Source organism: Dyadobacter flavalbus (assembly GCF_006149045.1).
Lineage (GTDB): Bacteria > Bacteroidota > Bacteroidia > Cytophagales > Spirosomataceae > Dyadobacter > Dyadobacter flavalbus.
This window is the reverse complement of sequence record NZ_VBSN01000066.1, coordinates 89,884-110,137: the sequence shown is the minus strand read 5'-3', so window position 1 is coordinate 110,137 and position 20,254 is coordinate 89,884. Positions and strand designations below refer to the sequence as shown.

15 protein-coding genes are annotated in these 20,254 nt (G+C 47.4%); 1 reads left to right on the top strand and 14 read right to left on the bottom strand.

The genetic code is table 11. The annotated features are described in order from the left end of the window. The first annotated feature begins 12 nt into the window (after window positions 1–12). Window positions 13–4,374, top strand: coding sequence for an efflux RND transporter permease subunit (locus FEM33_RS21045; RefSeq protein ID WP_139013956.1), 4,362 nt, complete (start codon window positions 13–15; stop codon window positions 4,372–4,374). A gap of 64 nt (window positions 4,375–4,438) precedes the next feature. On the opposite strand, the gene FEM33_RS21040 is transcribed toward FEM33_RS21045, so the two are convergent. From FEM33_RS21040 to FEM33_RS20970, 14 genes are all read right to left on the bottom strand, one after another. Then, window positions 4,439–5,014 carry a DUF4136 domain-containing protein gene (locus FEM33_RS21040; protein ID WP_139013955.1) on the bottom strand — a complete coding sequence of 192 codons (576 nt, stop codon included), beginning with the start codon at window positions 5,012–5,014 and terminating at the stop codon, window positions 4,439–4,441. Between the two features lie 334 nt (window positions 5,015–5,348). Then, window positions 5,349–6,716, bottom strand: a complete 1,368-nt coding sequence (locus tag FEM33_RS21035; RefSeq protein ID WP_139013954.1) for a Gfo/Idh/MocA family protein — start codon at window positions 6,714–6,716, stop codon at window positions 5,349–5,351. 415 nt (window positions 6,717–7,131) lie between these two features. Further along, window positions 7,132–7,365 carry a hypothetical protein gene (locus FEM33_RS21025; RefSeq protein WP_139013952.1) on the bottom strand — a complete coding sequence of 78 codons (234 nt, stop codon included), beginning with the start codon at window positions 7,363–7,365 and terminating at the stop codon, window positions 7,132–7,134. Window positions 7,366–7,439: 74 nt separating this feature from the next. Next, window positions 7,440–8,381 carry a sugar ABC transporter substrate-binding protein gene (locus FEM33_RS21020; RefSeq protein WP_139013951.1) on the bottom strand — a complete coding sequence of 314 codons (942 nt, stop codon included), beginning with the start codon at window positions 8,379–8,381 and terminating at the stop codon, window positions 7,440–7,442. A gap of 112 nt (window positions 8,382–8,493) precedes the next feature. Then, complete coding sequence (locus tag FEM33_RS21015; RefSeq protein WP_139013950.1) at window positions 8,494–9,447, bottom strand: ABC transporter permease; 954 nt, start codon at window positions 9,445–9,447, stop codon at window positions 8,494–8,496. Window positions 9,448–9,489: 42 nt separating this feature from the next. Beyond that, window positions 9,490–10,992 (bottom strand): sugar ABC transporter ATP-binding protein, encoded by a 1,503-nt coding sequence (locus FEM33_RS21010; protein ID WP_139013949.1) that lies wholly within the window; start codon window positions 10,990–10,992, stop codon window positions 9,490–9,492. A 98-nt stretch (window positions 10,993–11,090) separates the two neighbouring features. After that, the gene (locus FEM33_RS21005) at window positions 11,091–12,254 is read right to left on the bottom strand and encodes a Gfo/Idh/MocA family protein (RefSeq protein ID WP_139013948.1); all 1,164 of its coding nucleotides are present in this window, start codon (window positions 12,252–12,254) and stop codon (window positions 11,091–11,093) included. 163 nt (window positions 12,255–12,417) lie between these two features. Next, window positions 12,418–13,455: a sugar phosphate isomerase/epimerase family protein gene (locus FEM33_RS21000; RefSeq protein WP_139013947.1), complete on the bottom strand. Its 1,038-nt coding sequence runs from the start codon at window positions 13,453–13,455 to the stop codon at window positions 12,418–12,420. A 280-nt stretch (window positions 13,456–13,735) separates the two neighbouring features. Further along, window positions 13,736–14,950, bottom strand: a complete 1,215-nt coding sequence (locus FEM33_RS20995) for a class I mannose-6-phosphate isomerase (protein WP_139013946.1) — start codon at window positions 14,948–14,950, stop codon at window positions 13,736–13,738. Window positions 14,951–15,117: 167 nt separating this feature from the next. Continuing rightward, entirely contained in the window at window positions 15,118–16,200 is a 1,083-nt protein-coding gene (locus tag FEM33_RS20990; protein ID WP_139013945.1) for an aldose 1-epimerase family protein, read from the bottom strand. A gap of 88 nt (window positions 16,201–16,288) precedes the next feature. After that, window positions 16,289–17,104, bottom strand: a complete 816-nt coding sequence (locus tag FEM33_RS20985; protein WP_139013944.1) for an alpha/beta fold hydrolase — start codon at window positions 17,102–17,104, stop codon at window positions 16,289–16,291. 327 nt (window positions 17,105–17,431) lie between these two features. Then, window positions 17,432–18,259 (bottom strand): sugar phosphate isomerase/epimerase family protein, encoded by an 828-nt coding sequence (locus tag FEM33_RS20980; protein WP_139013943.1) that lies wholly within the window; start codon window positions 18,257–18,259, stop codon window positions 17,432–17,434. A 38-nt stretch (window positions 18,260–18,297) separates the two neighbouring features. Further along, entirely contained in the window at window positions 18,298–19,368 is a 1,071-nt protein-coding gene (locus FEM33_RS20975; RefSeq protein WP_139013942.1) for a ThuA domain-containing protein, read from the bottom strand. Between the two features lie 25 nt (window positions 19,369–19,393). Continuing rightward, complete coding sequence (locus tag FEM33_RS20970) at window positions 19,394–20,245, bottom strand: sugar phosphate isomerase/epimerase family protein (protein WP_139013941.1); 852 nt, start codon at window positions 20,243–20,245, stop codon at window positions 19,394–19,396. Window positions 20,246–20,254 lie beyond the last annotated feature (9 nt).

The window sequence follows — 20,254 nt, the reverse complement described above, 5'->3', positions numbered from 1 at the left end:
ACCGAATTCTTTATGTATCAACTCATTCGAACTGCCCTACGACAGCCTATTTCCATTGTGGTTGTGGTGATCGGGATTTTGTTTTTTTCAGTACTTTCCATCCGCAGCATTCCGGTTGACATTTTCCCGAATCTCGACCTTCCGACGATTTACGTAGTCCAGCCTTACGGCGGTATGGCCCCGGATCAGATGGACGGTTTCATTGCAACCCGTTATCAGGACCATTTTCTGTACGTTTCAGGGATCCGCGATGTGGATGTAAAAACGATTCAGGGACTTTCACTGATCAAACTGTCTTTTTACCCCGGAACCGATATGGCGCAGGCGGCTGCCGAAGTGGCCAATAACGTGTCACGTGCCAAAGCGTATATGCCCGAAGGAACCGTGCCGCCGCAGGTTGTGCGGTTTGATGCCAGTTCGGTACCGATCGGGCAAATGGTTTTCGAAAGTTCGTCCCGATCGCTGAACGAAATTCAGGATTTTGCCTCTTCGCGCGTACGTCCGATGTTCAGCCGGATTGAAGGCGTTTCCAGCCCGCCGCCATTCGGGGGAAACCAGCGCACCATTGTAATCCGCGTAGATCCCGAGCGCATCCGGAGTTATCATCTTACGCCGGAAGAAATCATCAAATCCATTATAACCAATAACCAGCCGTCCCCTGCCGGAAACATACGCATGGGCGACCGTACTTTGATGACGCCCGTCAATTCACTGATCCATAAACCCGAAGATTTTCTGAACATACCGATCCGGACCGGCACAGGCCCGACCGTATTTATACGCGATGTAGGAACGGTTGAAGACGGTGCCGATGTAACGGTGAGTTATGCTTTGATCAATGGCCGCCGGGCCGTTTACATTCCGGTTGTAAAAAAATCCGACGCTTCCACGCTGGACGTCGTGAACAACATTCGCGCTGCATTGCCGCAGCTGCGGAACGCGGTGCCGGAAGATGTCAAGATCTCATACGAATTTGACCAGTCCGTTTACGTTACGAATTCACTTAAAAGTCTGATTACTGAAGGTATTCTGGGCGCATTGCTGACCGGCTTAATGGTTCTGCTTTTCCTGAGAGACTGGCGGAGCGTAATCATTGTGATTGTCACGATTCCGATTTCTGTTTTATCTGCCGTAATCCTGATGAATCTGTTTGGTCAGACAATCAACATCATGACACTGAGCGGGCTTGCGCTGGCAATCGGGGTTCTGGTGGATCAGGCGACTGTAACCATTGAAAATATTCACCAGCATCAGGAGATGGGCAAGCCCAAGGAACAGGCGATTTGGGATGCGTGCAAGGAAATTGCATTTCCGGAATTCCTGATTCTGTTGGCGATCCTGGCCGTTTTTGCGCCGTCATTTGTCATGAGCGGCATTCCGCGGTCTATGTTCCTGCCGCTTTCACTGGCCGTCGGTTTTGCCATGATCGCCTCCTTTCTGCTTTCGCAAACGCTGGTTCCTGTTTTGTCAAACTGGCTTTTAAAAGATCATCCGCATCATGAAGCGCTGACGCTTGCACTGGACAACCGGGAAGTAAAAGACGTCATTGCGGAAGGAAATCATTCGTCATTGCCGCCAACGGGATTTGAAAAATTCAAAAGAAAATATGTTAACGTCCTGGGCGGTATTATGGATAAAAGTTCGTTTGTGGTGCCGGTGTATCTGGTTGCAGCCGTTGCCCTGATCATAGGCGGTTTCTTTCTGATCGGAACGGATATTTTGCCCAAAGCAAACAGTCACCAGTTTCAAATGCGGCTGCGGGTTGCCGACGGAATCCGTGTGGAACGTACCGAAGAAGCCACATTGAAAGTGCTGGACCTGATCAAATCGGAAGTCGGGAAAGAACACGTTGAAATCTCGTCGGCTTACGTCGGTACCGTTCCATCCAGTTATGGAACTTCCAACATCTTTGTTTTCAACAGCGGCCCGCATGAAGCTGTTCTACAGGTATCGTTGCATGAAGATTTTCCCGTCAGAATGGATGCATTGAAGGAAAAACTGCGCGAACGGATCGGCAAAGAAATCCCTGCGCTGAAAATATCCTTTGAACCGATTGAACTGGTTGATAAAATCATGAGTCAGGGCGCTTCCACGCCCATTGAAGTAAGCGTTGCCGCCAAAGACGTAGAAGAAGCCGGAAGGTTTGCAAAGAAAATCCAGAGCGAAATGAAGCAGATCGATTTTTTACGCGATGTGCAGATCGCACAGCCGCTTTCGTATCCAATACTGAATGTCGAGATTAACCGGGAAAGGGCCGGACAGCTGGGCATTACGTCCACGCAGGTGGCAAGATCCATGGTGGCGGCTACTTCTTCCAGCCGTTTTACGGACAAAAATCTCTGGCTGGACGATTCAAAAGGATTGGCTTATCAGGTGCAGGTACAAATTCCGGAACATCAGATGAGCTCGATAGAAGACATTGGGACCATTCCGCTCAAAACCGGCGCAAGCAATCCGCTTTTGGCCGACGTTGCTACTTTTTCCGAGAAAACGGCTCCGGGCGAATACGACCGCGCCGGCCCAAACCGGCTGGTGACTGTTACGGCAAACATTCACAAAAAAGATCTGGGTGCAGCGACTACCGCCGTAAAAAAAGCAATCCAAAATGCGGGCGAACCACCGAGAGGCGTATTGGTGGAACTGAAAGGCCAGTCGGATTTGCTTACTGAAACGCTGAGCAGCCTTCAGACCGGCTTGCTGATTGCCGTTGTCATCATGTTTCTTTTGCTTTCGGCTACGTATCAGTCGTTCAAACTTTCGCTCGTTGTACTTTCCACCATTCCGGCCGTTGTTGTCGGCTCGCTTGGCCTGCTGCTGATTACCGGTTCCACGCTGAACCTGCAGTCTTATATGGGACTGATTATGTCTGTCGGGGTTTCCGTAGCAAATGCGATTCTGATGGTGACCAATGCAGAAAATCTACGGCTTCAGCTAAACGATTCCAGACAGGCCGTACTGCTTGCTGCCGGAAGCCGGATTCGCCCGATCCTGATGACGAGTATCGCCATGATCGCCGGGATGATCCCGATGGCCAGCGGACTGGGCGAAGGCGGCGACCAGATTGCGCCGCTTGGACAAGCTGTAATCGGCGGCCTGATTGCATCCACGCTGACTTCCTTGCTAATCCTTCCGGCCGTATTTTCAATGGTTCAGAAAAAAGCATCGGTACATTCGGTTTCACTTGATCCAGAAGATCCTGAAAGTAATTTCTTCCGTAAAAAACTCCAAACATCCGTTTCCATGAATACCCTGAAATCATTGTTGATCCTGATTACCCTAGCCGTTGGCATCACTTCCTGCAGTTCCGAAGCGGGAGATACGGAAAAGCAGAAGCAGAACACCGAACCAACTACGGCCACAGCAGAACTGGCACATGTAAAAAGCATGAAACCCGCTAAACAGATCGGTTTGCCCGGCGAATTGAAACCGTGGAATAAAGTTAGTATTTATCCCAAGATCAGAGGTTTTGTAAAAACAGTAAGCGCAGACCGCGGAACGATGGTCAAAAAAGGACAGGTTCTGGCCGTACTGGAAGCGCCGGAAGTTATTTCGGAACTAAGCCAAGCCAAGGCGCAGCTTATTGCCGCAGAAGCAGCTCTGAGCGAGATCAATACAAAGTTTCAGACCAGCGCACTGACTTACAGCCGGCTTGTCCGCACCAATCGGACAGAAGGTGCCGTTTCGCTGAATGAACTGGACATTGCCAAAGCCCGCGTGATGACAGACAGTTCTGCTGCGGCCGTTGCCAAAGGGAATGTGCAGGCAGCGCGTTCGTTTCTGGAAACCAAATCGGAAATTGCAAGATACCTTACGGTTACGGCGCCATTTAACGGAATTATTACGGAACGGAATATCAGTCCGGGTGCGTTGGTCGGACCGGGTGAAGGCGCTGCAAAACCGTTGTTTATCCTGGAAGACAATACCAAGCTGCGTCTGACGCTGGCCATCCCTGAAAATCTGTCCGGTGCCGTTCCTTCCAGAGGAGAAATCACTTTTACCGTTTCTGCCAGTCCTGAAAAACAGTACAAAGCAGTTTACGCAAGAAGTTCAAGGACGTTATCCGAAGAGAACCGTTCGATGATGACCGAATTTGATGTTGAAAACCGTTCCAGTGAACTGAAGGCAGGCATGTATGCTCAGGTTTTACTGAACACGGCGCGTTCCGCTCCGACTTTGTTCGTGCCCGTGACATCGGTCGTAAATTCCAGTGAAATGATATTTGTAATCCGTGAGAAAAACCGGAAAGCAGAATGGGTACCGGTAAAAAAAGGAACCGTTGTGGACACGCTTGTGGAAGTATTCGGTGATCTGAACGAAGGCGATGCCATTGTCAGAAAGGCATCGGAAGAATACAGGAATGGACAAAACCTTTAAGTAGCCGCATAAAAAAAGACTTGCCGGTTTATTCCGGCAAGTCTTCTGCTTGACTTTCAGCTGATTATTTTCTGCTGTAAGTATCCAGCGTGGCCTGAGGGAAAGTTCTCAGAATATCGGCCATCGTATTTTTTACCATGGTTTCACGGTCTTCTTTTTTGGTAGGCGCTTTTACTTTTCCTGCTGCCCATCCCTGCCAGATCATGCGATCGCTGTTTTTCTGATAAATGTTCAGGATAAAACGGCTTTCCTGATAATTATAAGTAGAAATGTTGTTTCCACCGCCATACCACCACATATAAGGCGAGTACATGTTGTTGGAACGAACCTGCTGACGTTCTTTAACGTCTGTCATAAACCTTACAATGATCTCAGGATTCTGCTGATCCAGTTTGTAGCCTTTTGCTTCCATTACTTCAACAACTGCATCTCCCAGTCTTCTTCTGTTCAGCTCACTTCCCAAAAGCGGATCCTGTTCAATGTTATGTTCAGCTTCTACTTTAAACGTTTTAAACTGTTTCAGATTCACCGAAGAATCGTAATCATAACTAACCTGAAGTGCCTGACTACAACTCATGATCAGTATTCCCGCAAAAGCCACCAATGCAGTGGACTTCATCAACTTCACTATGTTTTTCATTTTCATCTGTTTTTAATTTATTAAATATCTGACTGTTTAAATGGTTAAAAGTTTAATCGTTTTTTTCAGATATTTCATTAACTAATAAACAAATACGCTTGGTATATCAGTTCAAAAATTTAATACAATTTAACGACTTTTAACCATTGAAAAACTGCGTCGGAAGCCTCAAAATGCCTTTACTGCAAAAGACTTTTGTGATAATCAGAATTAAGCTGATAACAGAAAAACAGGTAATCTGAAAGTCATTGCAAATCGGGTTTAAACAAACACGCGCCCGGGTTTTAAACCGGACGCGCCTGACTGGAATTGCGGACCACAAATTTCTGGAATACTAAACGTTTTTGTAATCAGGATGCTTGTACGGATCGCGGTACGGGCGTGCCAGCAGGTTATTTGCTTCACGGTCCCCAACAATCTCGCGCTTTACAGGATCGTACACAATCGGCCTTCCGGTTTTCATCGAAATATTGGCCAAAATGCAGCTTGCCGTGGAAATATGGCCTTCTTCAATGTCGGCTACGGGCTTGCTGCTGTTGTCAATGGCACTCAGGAAATCCAGCATGTGCAGCCTGGTGGCAGGCGCTGCGTTCAGCTCAATTTTATCTTCTTTAAGATCTTCCGGGTATTTTTCTTTTTCAAAAACGACATCTTTATGGATCTTTTCACCTTTGCCTTCAGGGATAAAGTCATACGACATCGTACTTGCCCACAAAGTCCCTTTTTCACCGTACAGTGTAAATGACCACGGATAATCCGGATTGTTCGGCGTTCCCCACGTGCGGTGCTGCCACACACAATTCAGCCCGTCGTACTCGAATACAGCCGACTGCGTGTCCGAAATATTGGATTTTCCTTCTTTCTGCACATATATGCCGCCCGTGGAACTGATTTTCTTTGGCCAGCCGAGTTTGAGCATCCAGCGTACCGTATCGAACATATGTATGCACATATCGCCGGTTATTCCGTTGCCGTACTCCATAAAAGTCCGCCACCAGCGCACGTGCGGCAGCCCGTCATAAGGCCGCAGCGGAGCCGGGCCGGTCCATTTTTCATAATCCAGAAAAGCGGGAACCGCTTCAACGGGCGGGTTGCCGTTGTTGCGCATGTGAAAGTAACAGCACATTTCCACATGCGAAATTTTGCCCAGCAAACCGGCATCGACGATATTCTTTTTAGCATCGATCAAATGCGGCGTGCTCTTGCGCTGCGTTCCCACCTGAACGACCTTTTTGTACTTTCTGGCGGCTGCAACCATTGCTTCACCTTCCATTACATCCACACTGATCGGTTTCTGTACGTACACATGCGCGCCGGCTTTCACCGCATCGATCATCTGCAGTGCATGCCAGTGATCCGGCGTACCGATGAGCACAATGTCCATTTCATTTTCTGCCAGCATTTTCTGGTAATCGCCGTAGAGTTTGGGCGTTTTACCGGATTTCTGCCGCTGACTGACCAGCTTGCCGGCTTCGTTCAACTGGTTTTTATCTACATCGCAAAGCGCAATTACCTCAACCGGAGCAACCTGTATCAATCTAAACAAATCACTTTTACCGTACCAGCCGGTTCCAATAAGCCCTACACGCCAGGTTTTAGGCGGATTAATGAGGTCCATTCCCTGCGCACCGAAAGTTGAAAGTGCAAGTGCAGCCGTGGCACCGTGAAGAAAATTCCGGCGGTTTATATTGAAACTGTTCATCAGGAATTTAGGATTGATTTTAAAAATAAAAAAAGCGTCCTTAATGAGTGGACGCTTATAGAAAGATCGTTTTTGACAATGTTTACTATTCTTAAACTTTACTTTACAAAATGGATTTTTTATTTATCCCATAATGGCCGCTGATATGTATTGTACACAGCAAGAATTGTGACTATTTTAAAGCTTTCATCAATACTAAAATGAATTAAAAACGGGAACTTCCAAACGTTAGCACATCTTATACTTTCATATTTTACAGAATAGATAAACGGATTTCTGGCAATCTGATTAATTGTACTTTCTACCTGATTATAAAATCGCAATCCCAATCCCATCAATTTTTCTTCATAATATGACATTGATTCTTCAATATCCTGAATTGCATGAGATGATAAGAGTATTTGAAAGTCCGGCATTAGTGGATGAATGCTTCAAGCCTCTGTTTCGCATCAATCCAAGAAATAAGTGTTTCAGGATTATTCTTTGCTTCATTCAGGCGAGCAAGCACTGATTCTTTCTGCCATTCCATTATTTCAATATCTTCTGTGTCTTGCTCCTGAATAATCTCAATTGCATCTACTTTTTGCAAATCTTCAATTAATGCAGCAGCATATTCCTTTTTAATCCTCAGATGATACGTTACAGACATAATATTAAGTTTAGTGTAGTGTAAATAATTTTAATGTAAGTTATCAAACAATCAGCTTATATCCAAGTTGTATTTTATTTCAGAAATTCCTCCACATTCTCCTTTGTCACCAGCTGAAACGGGACAAGAACCTCTTCTTTGAATGCTTCTTTTTTGGCGGCTTTTACAGCGGTTTCAATAGCCGTACCGCCCTGCTGTGCCGCGTTCTGGTAAATAGTGGCGTCCAGCGTTCCTTTTTTTACAGCCTGCAGAGCGTCCGGAATGGCGTCCACGCTGATTACGATCACCTTGTTTTTCATTCCTGCTGCTTCCAGTGCTTTTACGGCGCCCATCCCCATTTCATCGTTATGCGCAAATATGGCATTGATCTGATTTCCGTAGGATTGTATCCAGTTTTCAGTCAGCGACATGGCTTTGGCGCGGTCCCATTCGCCGGATTGTTCCGCCAGCAGTTTCAGGCCGGAATTGGCTTTCAGTATTTCCTTTGCACCGGCATCTCTTTTGATCTGCGCAGCCTGGCCCATAAATCCGTGCATGATCAGCACATTTCCCTTACCGCCCAGTTTTTCAGCAATGTATTTCATGGCAATGCGCGCGGATTCCGTATCGTCGGAACCGACAAAGGCCGTAGGTTTGGAAGAAGTTTCCGAATTGACATTAATAATCGGGATTTTGGCATTCATGGCCAGCTTTACTGCGGGCGAACTTGCCTCCACTTCGCACGGGTTCATGATGATGGCGTCCACGCCCTGCGCAATAAAACTTTCCACTTGTTCAACCTGTTTCAAAGCCGAGCGTTCCGCATCAACGGTAATCAGCTCCACATCAAGCGCCTTTGCCCGGGATCCCATTTCATCGCTTACATTGACAATAAATTCATTCTGCATGCTCAGCATCGTTGCACCAACGACAAGCTTCTTGCCCGAACTTTCACCACCGGATTCACCGCCGGACTGATTGCAACCAAACAATACTGCGCCGGCAACAAAAACAGCATAAACCGCATTAAACTTCATAGCCATTGATTTTAACTATTTTGAAACAAAAAAACTCAGCCACAAGCCATTAACGACACATGACGTCACATGACATTAATTTCCCTTCCTCCTTCTTCCCTTTCTCCTTCTTTCACCCCCTCTCCTTCTTCCCCGCACTATCCAGCACAACTGCCCCGATGATGATGATACCCATTACAACCTGCTGATAATATGATGTTACATTCAGAAGATCAAGGCTGTTGCTGATGACACCGATCAGCAGCGCACCGATCAGAGTGCCCGTCATGGTTCCGGTACCGCCGGATGTACTCGTGCCGCCGATGATGGCCGCGGCAATGGCGTCCAGTTCAAATCCTGCGCCGGCATTGGGCTGACCGGTTGTAATCCGGGAAGTAAGCAAAATTCCGCCCAAGGCAGAAAGGATGCCGCAAATGGTATAAACCCATATTTTAACGCGGTTCACGCCGATTCCGGAAGCCCTTGCAGCCGGTTCATTTCCGCCGACCGCATACATGTATCTTCCCAGAACGGTTTTTTTTAAAATCACCGAGCAAACCAGAAAAGCGATGATCAGAATAATGATCGGAAACGGAATCCCGAAAACATTCCCGCCGCCTATGAAATTGAACGGGTCGGACAAGTTGGAAACCGGACGTCCTTTGCTAAGAATCAGCGCCAGTCCACGGCCGATTGTCATGGTTCCGAGTGTAACAATAAAAGGCGGGACTTTGCTTTTTGTAACCACAAAACCGTTGAAAGCGCCAAAAAGCAATCCGGCGCCCAAACCTGCCAGCAGAGGCACAGCCAGCGGATACGTATCCGGATGTGCAAAAGTGGCCGCCACAACGCCGGTCACCGCCACCATGGAACCGAGCGAAAGATCGATGCCGCCGGTGATGATCACAAACGTTACACCGAATGCCAGCAATGCATTAATGGAAACCTGCGTACCGATAATCATGAGATTGGGCACGGTAAAAAACCGGGGCGTACTCAGCGCAAGTCCAATGCAGATAATCGCAAATGCCAGAAAGATTCCGTAGCGGCCTGATTTCAAATAGCGGGAGTTTAATTTTTCGTTCAATGATTGAGTCGGTTAATTATTACTTGTGCCAAAAGCCGGTTTTCAGGCCACTGCATATTTCATGATCAGTTCCTGCGTTGCTTCTTCTTTGGAAAGCATGGCCGTTTGTCTGCCTTTGGATAAAACCAGAATCCGGTCGCTCATACCCAGAATTTCGGGCAGTTCGGAAGAAATCATGATGATTGCGATTCCCTTTTCGGCCAGATTTCGTATGAGTTTGTAAATTTCAACTTTTGCGCCTACGTCCACGCCTCTCGTCGGTTCATCCAGAATAACGATTTCAGGCGATGCAAGCAGCACTTTTCCGATGACGACTTTCTGCTGGTTTCCTCCGCTCAGATGAACCGCTTTCTGATCCGTCCCGGAAGTTTTAATCCTTAATTCGCTGATGATCCGGTTTACTGTCAGTTCCTCGCTTTTTTCATCAATAAAAATTCCTTTCCGGTGCTGACGTAGACTCGACAGGATGATATTATCCGCAACAGACATGTCAGGAATAAACCCCCATCCTTTCCGGTCTTCGCTTACATACCCGATTCCCTTGCTGATGGCGTCCTGCGGAGATTGGATGCGTACACTTAGATTTCTGATTTTTATTTCTCCGTTTTCCAGCGGATCAAGTCCGAAAATAGCTCTTGCGATTTCCGTTCTTCCCGCGCCCATCAGTCCAGCCAGGCCCAGGATTTCACCGGAACGGACCTGAAAATGAATGTCTGAAAATTTCCCCTTACTGCTCAGGTTATGAACAGACAAAACAACTTCACCATGATTCCCAGCACTTTCCGGAAACATCTGACTTATTTCACGTCCGACCATCATGGCAATCAGCGAATTACTGTCCAGTTCCGAAGCAGCTTTGGTTGCAATGTATTTGCCGTCTCTCAAAACCGTTATGGTATCCGAAATTTCAAAAATCTCGTCCATTTTATGCGAAATGTAAATAATGCTTACTCCTCTCGCTTTCAATTCCCGGATGATGCCAAAAAGCGTGGCGACTTCCCGGTCGGAAATGGCGGAAGTCGGCTCGTCCATGATGATTACCTTGGCATTATTGGAAATGGCTTTGGCAATTTCGACCATTTGCATTTGTGCCACGCTGAGGAACTTCATTCTGGCTTCGGGATCAATGCTGACGCCCATTTGTTTCAGGAGTTCTGCGGCCTTTTTATTGATTTCAGAATCATCAAGCCAAAGTGACGACCAGCCTGATCTGCGGGTTACTTCTTTTTCCCTGCCCAGAAATATATTTTGTGCAACGGTAAGTTCGGGAATAACCAGCATTTCCTGATGAATCATGGAAATGCCTTTTTTCAATGTTTCACTTACATTGCTGTTTTCCAGATGGCTTCCTTCAAAAATCATTTCACCGGAATCGGGTGCAAGCAGCCCGACCAGGATTTTCATAAAAGTGGATTTCCCTGCGCCGTTTTCACCCATCAATGCATGCACTTCCCCCTTTTTCAGGTCAAGCTGAACATTATCTAATGCTTTTATGCCTGAAAAAGCTTTGGAAAGCTGTTTTACACGCAGGATGGTTTCGGCCATGGTTTGAAGAAAGGCTTTAACTGCAGTCTGATCGAGAAGCAGTCAAAGCCTTTTATTTTTAGTTTAAACGAAATAACGGAGCAAGCCGGAAATTAAAATCAATTGCCTTCCCAGATTACACCAGTATCTTTCCAGCTTTTTGAAGCTGCGGAATCCAGAACGGCTTCGCACACTTTCTGCGTTTCATAAGCATCCTTGAAAGTTGGCTGGCAAGGTTTTCCGGTTTGCAGGCTTTCAAAAAAGTCAGCGGCCTGGTGAATAAATGAGTGTTCGTAACCAATGCTTGTTCCCGGAATCCACCATCTTTTCATATAAGGCTGATCGCCGTCTGTAACCAGTATGGATCTCCATCCGCGGACAATCGATTCGTCGTTATGGTCAAAAAATTCGAGGCGGTTCAGGTCGTGCAGATCCCAGCGGATGGACGCATGCTCGCCGTTGATCTCAAAAGTATAAAGCGCCTTGTGCCCGCGTGCGTAACGTGTGGATTCAAAAAGTCCAAGCGAACCGTTATCAAAATGACAGTGGAAAATACAGGCGTCGTCAATTCCTACCTTCTGGATTTGTCCGCTGCCCTGATGTACACGTTCCTTGATGAACGTTTCGGTTACAGCCGATACATCCTTGATGCCGCCGTTGATCCACATGGCCGTATCAATGCAATGCGCCAGCAAATCACCGGTTACGCCGGAACCCGCCGCATCCACATCCAGACGCCATGTGGCCGCTCCGCCCTGCGGAACATCCGGATTGATCGTCCAGTCCTGAAGAAAATTCGCACGATAATGAAAAATCCTGCCGAGCTTGCCTGAATCCACAATCTGCTTGGCCAGCGTAACGGCCGGAACGCGGCGGTAGTTGTACCAGACTGTATTTTTAACGTCAGCCTTTTCGATGGCATCCACCATGGTTTTGGCTTCTTCCAAAGTCCGTGCAAGCGGTTTTTCACACAATATCATTTTGCCCGCAGCTGCGGCAGCAATGGCGATTTCGGCATGCGTATCGTTGGGTGTGCAGATATCCACTGCGTCAATATCATTCCGTTCAATGATTTTTTTCCAATCTGTTTCTACGGATTCATAGCCCCATTGTTCGGCAAATGCACGCACTTTTTCTTCGTTACGCGAACAAACTGCCTTTAAAACCGGACGATATTCCAGTTCAGGGAAAAAGTCACCGATTCTTTTATATCCGTTGGAATGCGTACGGCCCATCAATCCGGTACCGATCAGTCCAATCCGTATTTCTTTTTTGTTTGACATAGTTGTTGGGTTTTGGGAGTGGCTATTGGCTTTTAGCTGTTGGCTTTTACTATTTGGCTAATTGCCCTTAGCTTTTATCATTATTCGGAAGATTAAAATGCAGGCTGCCAGCCATTAACTCAGTACAATTGGTAAAAGCTAATGGCTAACAGCTAAGAACCATTCAATTAGGCTCATACCAGCCATGCGCTTTACGAACTTGGATCAATGCTGCGAGTATGTCATTCCAGGTTTGCTGGCTGTTCATTACATCGTTCGGGAACATGCAGCCGTCCCAGCAGATATGACCGAATTTTTTGGTGATGTTTCCGTTTTCGTCCCTTAGCCAGTAACCGGCATCATGCGTAATGTCCAGCTTTCCGTTGGGATCAGTAGCAAGGCAGTGACGGCCGGTTTTGTCATGAGATCCGGTTCCGTGAACGGTTCCATCGTTTTGTGCAACGTGAAAATCGATAGTCCACGGACGCAGTGCAGCAGTCATTTTTTTGAGGCCTTCTTCCAGTGAAGCACGATCATCCCAATCGAAGTTTTCAGGAAGTACGCGATGTTCCGGTGCATTGTACCCAAGCAGATAAAGGAAAGTATGCGACATATCCGCCTGGAATCCGATATTCGGACGGTCTACTGCTTCCAGCGTATCGATCATGGTTCTCCAGCTGTGCATTCCTCCCCAGCAGATTTCTCCTTCGGCTGCCAGTTTTTCACCATAATCTGCTGCTACGTCACAGGCTTTCCTGAAAGTTTCTGCGATGAGTTTGGTATTGTTTACAGGATCAAGCGCCCAGGCTTCCGGCTTGCTTGCGGAGTCAATGCGAATGATGCCATGCGGGCGAATGCCGTATTCTCTCAGTTTCTGTCCGAAAATGCAGGATTTGCGCACCATCTCGACAAATGTGTCGCGTTCTTCCTTGCTGCCCATTGCAGGCCCGCCCCAGATCGGCGCAACAAGGCTTCCGATTTCAAGGCCAAGTCCTCCTATTTTATCTACCAGTTTTTTGATACCGTCATCGCTCATATCGAGATCAATGTGCGGATCAAAAAGGCCAAGATCGACGCCATCAAATTTTACACCGTCCACTTCTGCAGCGGCGGTTTTTTCAAGCATGGTATCAAATGAGATAACGGGTTCCGAATCAGAACCTTTGCCTACAATGCCAGGCCATGTAGCATTGTGGAGTTTGGGATAGTTATTTTCAGGCATGGTTTAAGGATTAATGGTTTAATATCTAGAAACAGGAGGCCCCTCCGGGGCCGCACATTACAATATTTCAATCCGGCAATTTTCTACAAACAGGAGGCCCCTCCGGGGCCACGTTAATATTTCAGCTCCGGAGGAGCATTCTGCTTATAGATATTCAATGCGGATTCGTAGTTGGGCTCCTGTGGAGCCACCTTGCGGACATAAGGAGGCTCTGCCAGAGCCCAATTACCATTCAAACACATCTTTTTCTATAAACAGGAGGCCCCTCCGGGGCCGCACGTTATAATACCAGATCAGGGTTTCCCGGACCGAAGTGCTTCAATATGACAATTGGGTCCGTTTTGGACGGATTGCTGATGACAACACCTTCAATCGCCGCTTTTTCGCTTACGAAAAATTCATCGTTGGTCAGCTGGCCGTAACGGATCAGTGCAGGCGTTTCAATATCCCATTCACCGAATTTGCCATGGCCTTGCATAACAATAATTCCGTAAGCTGCCGCATCCTTAATGGTTACGGTTTTTCCCGGAAGTACGGTCAGTTCTTTTGCACTGAATGCTTCGTTAAGGTAACAAACCCAGTTTTCAACATATCCTTCAGATTCCATTTCCTCTACTGCTTTCACAGGCTTCGGACGCATAAAACGCGTTTCCAGCAAATTCGGGTTTACGTTCAGTTCCCAGTCAATTACTTCCATCAATTGGTCGTAATCCCCTTTTCTGTCTTCGGGTGTTCCGTTCCAGAGCAGTTCTTCCGGAATAATGGCTTCATTTACCAGAGACTGGTACATAGCAAAAACATCGGAAGCTTTTTGCGGCTCGTACGTGCACAGACTTCCCGGCGCATGCAGCATGCCCGGCGGAACGTCCCAGCCCGTGCCCGGCTCTAAACGAAATGCCTGTGAGTAATTTGTAATCTTGTTATCGCCTTTTGAAAAATTCATCAGACATTCCTTGATCTGTTCCTTTGTTGTTCCCGGAGCAATCCCGAAGAAGGTGTATGGAAAATCGCCGCCATGGTTATTCAGCTGAGGCGGAAAATAATAGGCTTCCGGCTTGCCTTTTTGTCCGATCAGCGCAGCATGTTCGTCATTGTGGTGAATATGGTGCGGAAGAGGGCCCATGTTATCAAAAAACTTTGAATACATCGGCCAGCTCTGATACTCGTTCCACAGACGGTCGCCGATCAGTTCACCTTTCAGTTCATCCACGGCATCTTTCAGTAATATCTGCTGTTCACCATTTCCGTCATCGTAAACAATGGCGCTCAAACCTTCATTTTCACCGGTTAAAGGGCCATTTTTTGCAGGAGTTGTGGAAGATAACCAACGCTCGTCGATTCCGCCGCGTTCTCCGCCCAGAACATAATAATCATCGGGATGTAACTTAATCCTGCGGCCCGGAACACAGAATGAACGCGGCACCCATGTCGGAGCCAGACGCAGTATTCCTTTTCCCTGCTCTAATGCCTTTTCAGCTATACTTGAAAGTCCCATTGTTTTTAATTTGAAATTTGGTTTTAATTATTACGCGATTCAACTTTTGATTTATACTATGCAGCTTTTGGCTATCAGCTGTTGGCAATTAGCTTGTGATTGTTGGCGAGTTAATGTTAATTAATTCAAAATCCCTTCGTCCCTCCTCCTTTCACCCCTTTCCCGCTTCAAGACACATTCACACTCAGCACAAACTCGTCAATTGCTTCCTTTTCCGTCATGATTTCCAGTTCCAGTTCGTACAGCCTGCTTTCTTCCGGTTCAATGAATAACAGCGTTTTGTCTTTTCTGGCCTGTGCCTGTCCGGAAAGCGGATGCGTGCTGGGTTCAATGCCGGTGACGTACTCGCCTTTTCCCCAATGCTGCCAGTTGGCCAGCCACGGAAGCTGTTCTTTTTTAAATTTCATCGCAACCGCAAGCCCAAGCTTCGAATTGTGCAGTCCGCAGATGCTTTGTCCGAAAATATCCGCTTCCACATCAATCAACGCGACTTCTTCGCCGGTTCCCAGATGCGATTCCAGCGGGGCAGGACATTTTTTGAAGTCATTTCCTTCTTTAAAGATCTTTGCATTTTCTTCGCCGTGCCGCGGATGCCATTTGCCATTCCATAAAATATCGGCACCTTCATCGGCAAGCGGCCAGCCAAAATTGAAATGATAAAGCAGCATATGCGGAGCGGGCGTATTTGCCTTGTTTGTTACTTCGTCATGGATACGGATTACGGATTGCCCGATTGTTGCCGAAATGGTTCTTTTCAGTTCCAGACTCGGGCCAAATGGCTTGGTTTCCCGGATGATGCCTGTTATGCTCATTTCCAGCTTTCCGGCCCTGAGATCGGGCTGAATGATGGAGACGATTTCCGCAGGAGAATTACTGATTTGTCCGTGCAAACCGCGTTCGCCGAAATTGTCGGATTCCGGGCCGCCTACATGCGTCAGCCCGCAGGTCGTCAGCAAGCCTCCGCCAAAAGTTCTCAGCCAGTCGATGCCTTTATCGGAAAATGGCTGCGGGTAAGTAATGCCGCCATGGCTCAGCCACGCCAGGCTATGCTGATTGTAAAATGCATCCGCAATGTCCATGGCTCTGTCAATGACAACCTTGAACCGCAAACCTGTTCCGGTATTGAACCAGGCGATCCGCGTGCCTCTACCGGCGCCGTTATCAATCACGGAAGTTTCAATGCCTCCTACCTGCAGATGATTTGATACTTTGTCTTTCCAGTCCTGATTTATTGAATCGGCACTCTCCATTATATATTATTTAAACTAATAATTATCTAAAAGGAAAAAAGGCGCAATCGGGCCGGTTTTAATGTATATCGATCAGAAAATACCTTTATTAATGTACAGAAGGTACTTTCTGCAGCCAGTTTCTGATTCTTCCGTTAAAATCTTCGGTGTTCTCAAAGTGAAATGCATGCCCCAGCTTATCGTACAGGTAAAGTTCGGCGCCGGGAATGCCGCCAGCCACTTCTTCGGCCATCCAGACGGGTGTGAAAATATCCTCTTTCCCGCCGATGACGAGTGTTGGTTTGTTTATTTTGCCAAGATCATTGAGTGCGTTATGCGATATGCATGCAGCGGCTTGCCCTTCCAGTCCGTGCAGCGGCTGCGGATAAGGATTGTACCCGTCTTGCCTGCGGCCTGTTTCAAACTCTTCATGCTTCTGTACATTGTCCCAGGATGATTTTGAAAAGATAAGCAGCTGAATATACAAGCTGAATTCTTCGGGCCGGAACCTTGCCTTGCTGTTCATGATATGTTGGAACAATCCTTTGGCATAATTGTCGCACCGTGCCCACGGACACATCAAAACCAGCGACTTTACTTTGTCCGGATGCCGGATTGCAAGTTGCTGCGCAATCGTACTGCCCATCGAACAGCCTACAACATGCACGTTTTTCAATCCGAGCGAATCGAGCAGGCCGGCATAATCATCGGCCATTTGTTCTGTGGTATAAGGCCCCGCCGGTTTGTCCGTCTGGCCTACGCCGCGGTTATCGCCTATAATGCAACGGAAATGATGCTTCCAGTCTGCAACATGAACATTCCATACAGAACCCGGTGCCGTGATTCCCATTATGAGCAGCAACGGTTCGCCGGAGCCACGCTCTTCATAATAAAAATTGATTCCGTTGGTTTTTATGGTCGGCATTGTTACAAATTATTTTTGTTATGGAAAGGATTTACAAACAGGGGGTGCCTCCGGCACCATTACAATTTTCGGATTTCCTTTTTGCTACAAACAGGGGGTGCCGCTGGCACCTTTAATATCCGGATTTCCTTTTTGCTATAAACAGGAGGTGCCTCCGGCACCTTTAAACTTTGTATTTTCCTTTGCTATAAACAGGAGGTGCCGCTGGCACCTTTAATATCCGGACTTCCTTTTTCTAGAAACAGGAGGTGCCTCCGGCACCATTATAATTTCTGGATTTCCTATTTGCTATAAACAGGATGTGCCGCTGGCACCTCCTTCAATGCCTTATTTCAATGCGGGAATCAGATCTTCCTGAATCCATTTGCCGTCGTGCAGCGTTACAAAATCCGGATCTTCCAGTGCTTCTTCGCCTTCATCTTCACAAATGATCCAGCCATTGTAATGGATATCTTTCAGCCATTGCGTCACAGATAACAGATCTACTTTGCCTTTTCCCATTAAAGTAAATTCCGGCTCGCCGTTCCAGTCCTTGAAATGAACATGATTGATCAAAGACTGGTATTCCTTCATTTTGGAAAGCGGGTCCATTCCGCCGTTGATGATATGTCCTACGTCGGGCGTCCAGCCGGTTACTGCAGGATCCAACGATTCGAGCACGATTCTATAATCCTCCTCCGTCCGGATAATGGATGTATGCGGCGAGTTGGGATGATAACTGCAGGGAATGCCTTTTTCAGCAGCTCTTCTGGAAACGGTATTGACAATATTGACAAGCCGCTTTTGTCTTTCTGCAAGATCATGGCGGCCGGTAGGGATCTGGACTGTATTCAGAACTGCTCCGGGAAATCGCTGCAGCACACGGATGGCATGATCGGCTACTTCGCGCTCTCGTTCTGTTTCTTTTTCTTCGTTCCAGTCCAGCGCCAGTGCAAGTGCGGCCAGTGTAATGCCCTGTTCGGTTAATTTTGCTTCCAGTTTGTCAGGATCAATCAAATCGCCCATCCAGGTAAAAATCGGCTGTATGCCTGTAAAACCTGCTTTGGCAATCACTTCGATCATATGCCCGAGGCGGTTCTGATGCGTTTGCCCGCTGTTGCTCATAAACCAGGTATAAACCTCTGACCCGAAGCGGAAAGGAAGTTGTTGGGACATGTGTTAGTTCTTTTTAAAATTTAAAAATCATTTAAACCCTATTTTTCCTTTTTCTTCACAATTTCTCCCGGCATAATCAGCGAATCCCACCCTGCCAGATCCGACGGCTTTACATTGGCCTTGTAGCCGCTGAAATTGAATGTAGTCGGCTTGTAAGGCCCCACGAATGCAATGTTGTTATCCGGTTTGATCTCGTTTTCCATACCTGCGGCCCAAAAGCATGCATTCAGTACCATGCGGCGGAATCCTTCGTTCAGTAAATCTTCGGATGCACCGTGTGTTGTGGCAAAAGCACGTCCGGACTTGCCGGATTCAATCTGATAATCGCGGACCCAGGCGACAGGAAGCAGCTGCTTGGTTTTGTCCGGTTCGGATTCCGGCGTCATGCCGTTTAAAACCTGTCCGCGCACCAGCACAGTACCTTTCGGCTCGGCTGTGTAACCGCCGGATTGTACCCACATATCTTTTACGCCGCGCAGAATCGGATGCTGCGACTGCGTTTCTTCAATAATCAGTTTTGACGATTGTTTGTGATTGGTTCCATAATGTGAAACCCAGGTTTCGCCGAGTACGTATTCTCCGAAACCGTCTTTCCACGCTGTTTTCGGACCTTTGTAATCCCAGCTGTAATGCGCCCACTTCGGGTTGTTTTTGATACTGAAAGCATGCGTGGAAGTCCGGAAACCAACGACAGGACCGCCGCGCCGGATGTATTTGTCAATATGCTGCATTTCCGCATCGGGAAAATCGGCAAAGCGCATGAACATCACCAGCAGATCGGCATTGTCCAGTACGTCCAGACCTTTTAGGTTGGAGCCGCCCGGCAGGATATTCCCCTGTTCGTCAAGCGCATACACGACAGTACAAGTGAACCCATAATTTCTGGCCAGAATGCGCGCCAGTGCGGGAAGCGATTCTTCACCCCGGTATTCATGATCCGTAGCAATGAAAACGATATTTTTACCTGTGCCCGGCCCTTTTTCACCTTTGTAAACAACGCGGTATTTAGCTGCATCATTCTGACTGGAAGCTGTTTGACTTTGTGTTTTGAAACAGAATAAAATCAGGACAATGCCCGTCAGCAGCATTGATCTCAAAAAAGTTTTCATAAGCATTCAGGAAAAGTAGTAAGCTTCAGAGTCCGTGTTTCAGACTCATTTCACGGATAAACCGGTAACCGTTTTCCGCAATATCCCACGGATCTGAAAATTCCCGCCAAACACCGATTGCATTGGCAAAATCAGGATCATTTCTTGAAAAAGCCTCAATCGTTAGCCAGCCTTTGTAGTTGATTGCGGCCAATGAAGAAAAGGCATCATCCCAAAGCACTTGTCCGTCTCCGGGCGTTCCGCGGTCGTTTTCACTGATGTGCACATGTGCAAGCACGGGCGCAATGGTCTGTAATGCAGTTGAATATTTCTTTTCCTCGATATTGGAATGATGCGTATCAAACATCGCCCGTACATTCGGATGATCCGCCGCCTTTACAAGCTTGTAAAGTTGCTCCATTGTATTGCACAGATAACATTCAAACCGGTTCAGGGCTTCCAGTGCAAAAACGATGTTGGCCTGCGCGGCATAATCGGCAGCGGCATTCAGTACTTCTCCGGCCAGCGCATATTCCTGATCCAAAGCCGGACGGTTTACAAAAACGGTATGTGCAGAATGGAAAGGCCCGCAGATGATCCGGGCATTCAGGTCATGCGCGCGGTCTACGGCCCATTTGATTTTGTCCAGCGCTTTCCGGCGTACTTCCACCGATTCGCTCACCGGATTTTCATCTTTGCCCAAAGTCATTACCGCGGTGGTTTCCAGACCGACATTTTTGGTATAATCGCCCATACGCCTGTATACGGCCGCATCCTGAGGCCCGAGATAAAATTCCGCCCCGTCGTAACCGATGCTTTTCAATCTGTCGATAACCGGAAATAAATCGTCTGAAACTGCTGCCGTCCAGGCAAGCACATTGAATCCTATTTTATTCATTTTACTGGC